The organism is Bradyrhizobium sp., assembly GCF_049581145.1.
Classification (GTDB): domain Bacteria; phylum Pseudomonadota; class Alphaproteobacteria; order Rhizobiales; family Xanthobacteraceae; genus Bradyrhizobium.
On the sequence record NZ_JBAURI010000620.1, the window covers coordinates 1 to 5,668 of the forward strand.

The following is a 5,668-nucleotide window of genomic DNA, read 5'->3' on the forward strand; positions in this document are numbered from 1 at the left end:
CGAGACCATTCTGGTGGTCGAGGACGAAGCCGACGTGAGATCTTATCTTGTCGAGACGTTGCGCGACCTCAAGTACGGCGTGCGCGAGGCTGCCGACGGCGCGGCCGCGCTGAAACTGCTCGATTCCGATCCGTCCCGCATCGATCTGCTCCTGACTGACGTCGTGATGCCCGGGATGAACGGCCGCGAACTCGCCAGCGCGCTGCAGGGCCGGCAGCCCGAGCTCAAGGTGCTATTCATGACCGGCTATTCACGCAACGCGATCGTGCATCAGGGCCGGCTCGATCCCGGCGTCTCGATGCTCCAGAAGCCACTGACCCAGGCCATGCTCGCGGCAAAGATCAGGGACCTGCTCGACCAGCGCTGAGGCCGCACGGGGCGCGAGTGCGTCAGAAGCTGAACCAGGAGATGCGGTTCCAGTAGATGCGGTTGTGGTAGAGGTGCGGCAGGTAGACCGGGAACGGCTCCCAATAGGCATAGCGGCGATAGCGATGATGATACGCGTAATGCCGATGATGACGCGGCGCGGATTCGGTCGACGCTTCCGGCGACGCTGCGGCCGGTTCAGCGGTCCTCGGCACGATCGCGGGCCGCGGCACACTGACCGGTGGCGTGCTCGGGGCTGCTTCCGGCGCGGCCGGGCTGGCGCCCGGAGCGGGTGTCGGGGCTTCCTGGGCGCGACCTGCAGGCGCTGATGCGGCGACAATCGCTGCCGCGACGAAAAGACCTGCGAAATGCATTTTCATTGCAATCGTCCTTTTTCAAATGCCTGATCTGATCCAAGCGGTTCACGCGACTGACGGATGCCGCCGTCCGTGCGGCGGCAGGCGGTGTCGAACCAAAGACCTTACTTCGACGCGCTCTTGGTATCCAGGTTGACGACCTGAACACGGCGATTGATCGGATCTGCCGGGTCGTTGGCATCCTTCAGCTTGGTCTTGCCATAACCGACCGAGACCAGGTCGCTGCCGGCGATGCCGTAATTCTGGACCAGATAGTGCTTGATCGTCTCGGCGCGGCGCTCGGACAGATCCTGGTTGAAGGCCTCGCCGCCGATACCGTCGGTATGGCCGGCGACCACGAAGGTCGAGCCCTTCAGGCTCGGATTGGACAGCGCCTTGCCGAGCTCCTGGACCGCCTCGGCCGAGGTCTTGGCGATGTCGGCCGAATTGTAGTCGAACTGGATTTCGAGATCGATGTTCGGCTTGCTCGATGCGATCTCCGCGATCTCTTCGCGTTCGCCCAGCGACAGCGACCGCGTCTTGCGGTTGCGCACCGTCTGCACGAAGCTGATCTCCCTGGCCTTCACCGCCGGATCGATCTGCGGCGTGCCGATCGACAATCCGCGCGTCACCGGCTTCGGCCGCAGCTGATTGACGATCTGATCGGCAGAGACGGTGTTGTCCGCGGCGAGCGCCAGGCCCGTGGTCATCGACAGCGCGGCGTAAATCGTGATCGCCTGAATTCCCGAAAACTTCGCGAAACTCGTCATGGTCGTCATCCTCGTCGTTACATGCCTGATGGCGCTTTGATGGCGCGAAGCTAGGACAGGTTCAAATCGACGAATGTGACGCACGTCACGCGGGCAAAAACGCCGACCGGATAGCAGCCGCCGCCACCGGCCGGCGGCGTCTTTCCCAATCGGAAACGGGTTCGATCAGCCCGCTGCTCCGAGTGACTCAGGTCACAGTCGGCATCCCGATCCGGGACCACATTGCGCGCAACGGATGGGTCCGGCATCAACGGCCAGGCACGGCGGATCGAGCGGAGAACGGGACCATGCGCTTCTTCATCGCAGCAATTTCAGTCGCGGCATTCTTCTTCAGCGGCAATGCGGCGTTTGCCGACAAGCGCGTCGCCTTCGTGGTCGGCAATGGCGCCTATCGCAATGTGCCGCAGCTGCCCAATCCCGTGGTCGACGCGCAGGCGATGGCGAAGGTGCTGCGCAGTGTCGGCTTCGACGTCGTCGAAGGCACCAACCTCACGCGCGACAAGATGACGGACAAGCTGCTCGAGTTCGGCAGGCGGGCGGAAGGCGCCGATATTGCGGTGTTTTATTATGCCGGCCACGGCATCGCCGTGAACGGCACCAACTACCTGCTGCCGGTCGACGCCGATCTGAAATCCGAGATGGACGTCAAGCTCGGCGCCGCGATCAATGTCGACCTCACGCTCGACCAGACACTGGCGGACGCCAAGGTCAAGCTGGTGTTCCTCGACGCCTGCCGCGACAATCCATTCGCGGCCAAGATCCGCTCCGCCAGGGCGACCCGCAGCATCGCGGTCGACTCCGGCCTGGCCGACATGAAGTCCGGCGAGGGCACCTTGATCGCCTTCGCCACCGGTCCCGGGCAGACCGCGCTCGACGGCGAGAGCGGCACCAACAGCCCCTTCACCCGCGCGCTGGTCGCCCATATCACCCAGCCCGGCGTCGAAATCCAGCAGGCCATGACCGAGGTGCGCGCAGAGGTCAACGAGGAGACCAACAAGAACCAGCTTCCCTGGGACCACACCAACCTGGTCGGCTCGGTCTATCTCAATCCGGCCGCGGCGCCTGCCGACAAAGCCGGTCCGACATCGGCCGAGCCCAGCGTTGCCACAGCGCCGGCCTCCGAGATCGAGATCGAGTTCTGGCGGTCAGTCAAGGATTCCAACAAGCCCGAGGAGCTCAACGCCTATCTGACCAGCTATCCCGCCGGACAGTTCAAGTCGCTGGCGCTTGCCCGCATCGCAGCGCTGCAGGACGGGCCGTCCACGACCACGCGGAACCTGACCACCGGCATCGATCCCGCGACCTTCAGCGCCGACGCCGACCAGATCTCCGAGGATCAGCTTGGGCTTTCCAGGAACCAGCGCCGCGACGTGCAGCGCCGCCTCACCGGGCTTGGCTTCGACACCAGGGCGAACGGCAAATTCGACGACGAAACCCGCGCCGTGATCAAGCGCTGGCAGGCCGCGCGCGGCTATCCGCAGACCGGCTATCTCAACGACTGGCAGCACAAGGCGCTGGTGTCGGAGATCGTCTCGACCCAGATGGCCTCGGCGGATGAGGGCGATGAGGAGGCCGTGCATCATTCCCACCATGGTGGGGGCGGCCGGCACTATTATCGCAGCGGACCCGGCGGCCTGTTCGGCCACATGATGGGTGGATTGTTCGGCCGGCGCTGAAGTCTCTCGAGGAATTCGGCAGGGGAATTCGGCAAGGGAATCGGCAAGGGAATCGGCAAGCGAATCGTCAAAAAAAGGCGGCGTCTGCGCTGCCGTTTTCCGTTGCCACATTTGCGAAGCAATCGCGGGAGCGTCGAGGTGCTGACAACAAATCGACCAGATGCGCCATTAAAAGCTCATGGCAAGAAACAAGAAAAGCCAAAAAGCAAAGCAGAGGCCGTGATTTCGTCACTCAAGCGACCAAATGAGTTCCAGGGGTATCGTACCGGCATGCCTGACCGGACTGCGACCATCAGTTCTATGCCGATCATCATCGGCGCCGCCATGATCGCGGCAGCGATCCTGCTTTCGACGCTGATCAACGCGGTCGGAACGCGCTATATCGGCATCGAAGGTCCGACCGAGGACACCGCCTGGCTGGTCGATCGTCTGACCGGTACCGTGTATAAGTGCGAGGCCCCCGCGCGCGGCAAGGCCGCCTGCACCGGCGAAATGGCAACCGGCAGCGTCCCCGACCGACCGAAGCAGTAGCCGACCGGTCCGGGCCAAGGGGCGCGCGAAGCGCGCCGGATGATCGGTCATGTCCGGCCGGATGGCGCAATCCGTCCTCTGCGCCGCGTGCGTTGGCGGATCACGCGTTCGGCTCCAATCCGCGCCGCGCGGGGCGAGGGCCTGGAACGCGATCGCCTTTTGCGAATACACACAAAAATGTCTTTTTCCCGAAACCTTCCGGGAGGAAAATGCCCCGTTAGCCAGCAAAGCGCTGGTGTTCATTCTTAAACGAGGTTGAGATGAAAATATTGATCTCTGCAGCCATGCTTTCCGCTTTCGCTCTGTCTCCCGCTTCGGCGGCCATGATGGCCTGCACCGCAGACAACATGGCGAAGTCCACCGCAGCGATGACCCCGATGCAAAACGAAGCCAACAAGGAAATGGCCATGGCCAACACGGACATGAGCAACGGCAAGATGAAGAGCGCCTGCATGCACTATATGAAGGCGCAGAAGGCCGCCATGACGGCTTCGAAATGACGGCTTCGAAATGACTGCTTGGAAATGACGGCCTCGAAATAACGCGGTCGCAGATCTTGCAGGTTTGGCCGCGCCGTCCGGCAAGGGGCGGCGCGGTTTTTGTTGATCCCTCCTTGCGGCGCGCGAATCCGGCTACATTGCCGGGCGATGTCCGCCGCGAAATCTCATCCCCTCACCACGCCCGACGCCCGTCGGATCTGGCTGCGCGCCCAACGGCTCGACACCGCGACGCCGTTCGGCGAGGGTCCGAAAGCGGTGGCGGACGCGGTCGCCCATCTCGGCTATGTCCAGATCGACACCATCCATGTCGTCGAGCGCAGCCATCATCATATTCTCTATACGCGCATCCCGAATTATCGGCGCGCTGATCTGCGTCAGGCCCAGAGCATCGACAAAACCGTGTTCGAATACTGGACCCACGCCTTGTCCTACGTCGCAGCGAGGGATCTGCGCTTCTTCCTTCCCGCCATGAAGCTGCACCGGCGCGAGGGCCACAAATGGTTCTCCTCGGTGAAGCCTGAAGACACCAGGAAAGTGATGCGGCTGATCCGGCAGGGAGGCGCGCTGACCATCCGCGACATCGACGACGACGTGCTCACCGAAAAGGAGCATCTGTGGGCCAGCCGCAAGCCGTCGAAACGCGCGCTGCAACTTGCCTTCTATTCCGGCGCGCTGACGATCTCGGAGCGCAACGGCATGCTCAAGACCTATGAGCTGATCGAGCGGCACTTCGGCTGGGACAAGCCGCCGAAGCCGGCCACGGCCACGGAGGCGACGGCCTATCTGCTCGACCGCGGCTTGCGTTCGCAGGGCGTCGTCAGCCTGGATTCGATCTGTCATCTCGACGCGCCGAGCAAGCCCGCGGTCCGGCGCCTGATCGAGGCACGGGTGCGACGGGGGGAATTGCTGCCGGTCGCGCTCGAAGGCGCCGGCAAACAGGAGCACTGGGCGGCGCCGGAGACACTTGAATCCTCGGGCGAGGACTCGCTCGACCTGGTGCACATCCTGTCCCCGTTCGATCCCCTGGTCATCCAGCGCAAGCGCACGCATTTGTTCTTCGATTACGAGCACCGTTTCGAGGCGTATGTGCCGAAGGAGAAGCGTCAGCTCGGCTATTTTGCACTGCCGGTGCTGGTCGGCTGCGACATCGTCGCGGCGCTCGACCTGAAGACCGACCGCGCGAACAGAAAGTTGCTGCTGCAGAAATGGAATTGGGTCGGCGGCGGCAAAGCCGCGAAGGGCGATGCGCGCCGGGAGCTCAAGCGCCGCATCGAGGAGGAGCTGCACCGGTTCGAGCGGTTTCAACTGGCGGAGTGAAGTGCGATTCCATGAAAGTCGTCGTATGGCCCCGCGTTTCTTCCCTCCTCCCGCGTAGCGGTGGGGAGGGGTCGGGGGCGGGGGGTGGCTCCGCAAAATCGCTCTCTCATATGAGCATCGAATATGCGGAAGCACCCCCCACCCCCCACCCC

Annotated in this window: 7 protein-coding genes; 5 read left to right on the forward strand and 2 right to left on the reverse strand. The window is 63.4% G+C overall.

Annotated features, from left to right (window positions below; genetic code table 11):
- Nucleotides 1-367, forward strand: a 367-nt coding sequence (locus WCB02_RS20395) for a response regulator (protein WP_423960844.1), incomplete at its 5' end; no start/stop codon positions are given.
- Between the two features lie 22 nt (nucleotides 368-389).
- Here the strand turns inward: WCB02_RS20395 and WCB02_RS20400 are convergent.
- Nucleotides 390-746, reverse strand: coding sequence for a hypothetical protein (locus WCB02_RS20400; RefSeq protein WP_423960846.1), 357 nt, complete (start codon nucleotides 744-746; stop codon nucleotides 390-392).
- Nucleotides 747-847: 101 nt separating this feature from the next.
- Nucleotides 848-1,492, reverse strand: coding sequence for an OmpA family protein (locus WCB02_RS20405; protein WP_423960847.1), 645 nt, complete (start codon nucleotides 1,490-1,492; stop codon nucleotides 848-850).
- A 287-nt stretch (nucleotides 1,493-1,779) separates the two neighbouring features.
- Here WCB02_RS20405 and WCB02_RS20410 point away from each other — a divergent pair, with 287 nt between their 5' ends.
- The 4 genes from WCB02_RS20410 to WCB02_RS20425 all read left to right on the forward strand — a co-directional run bounded on the left by WCB02_RS20410 (nucleotide 1,780) and on the right by WCB02_RS20425 (nucleotide 5,516).
- Entirely contained in the window at nucleotides 1,780-3,168 is a 1,389-nt protein-coding gene (locus WCB02_RS20410) for a caspase family protein (protein ID WP_423960849.1), read from the forward strand.
- A gap of 300 nt (nucleotides 3,169-3,468) precedes the next feature.
- Nucleotides 3,469-3,699 carry a hypothetical protein gene (locus WCB02_RS20415; protein ID WP_423960854.1) on the forward strand — a complete coding sequence of 77 codons (231 nt, stop codon included), beginning with the start codon at nucleotides 3,469-3,471 and terminating at the stop codon, nucleotides 3,697-3,699.
- A 260-nt stretch (nucleotides 3,700-3,959) separates the two neighbouring features.
- Nucleotides 3,960-4,199, forward strand: a complete 240-nt coding sequence (locus tag WCB02_RS20420) for a hypothetical protein (protein ID WP_423960851.1) — start codon at nucleotides 3,960-3,962, stop codon at nucleotides 4,197-4,199.
- Nucleotides 4,200-4,346: 147 nt separating this feature from the next.
- Nucleotides 4,347-5,516: a winged helix-turn-helix domain-containing protein gene (locus tag WCB02_RS20425; RefSeq protein ID WP_423960852.1), complete on the forward strand. Its 1,170-nt coding sequence runs from the start codon at nucleotides 4,347-4,349 to the stop codon at nucleotides 5,514-5,516.
- The last annotated feature ends 152 nt before the right edge of the window (nucleotides 5,517-5,668 follow it).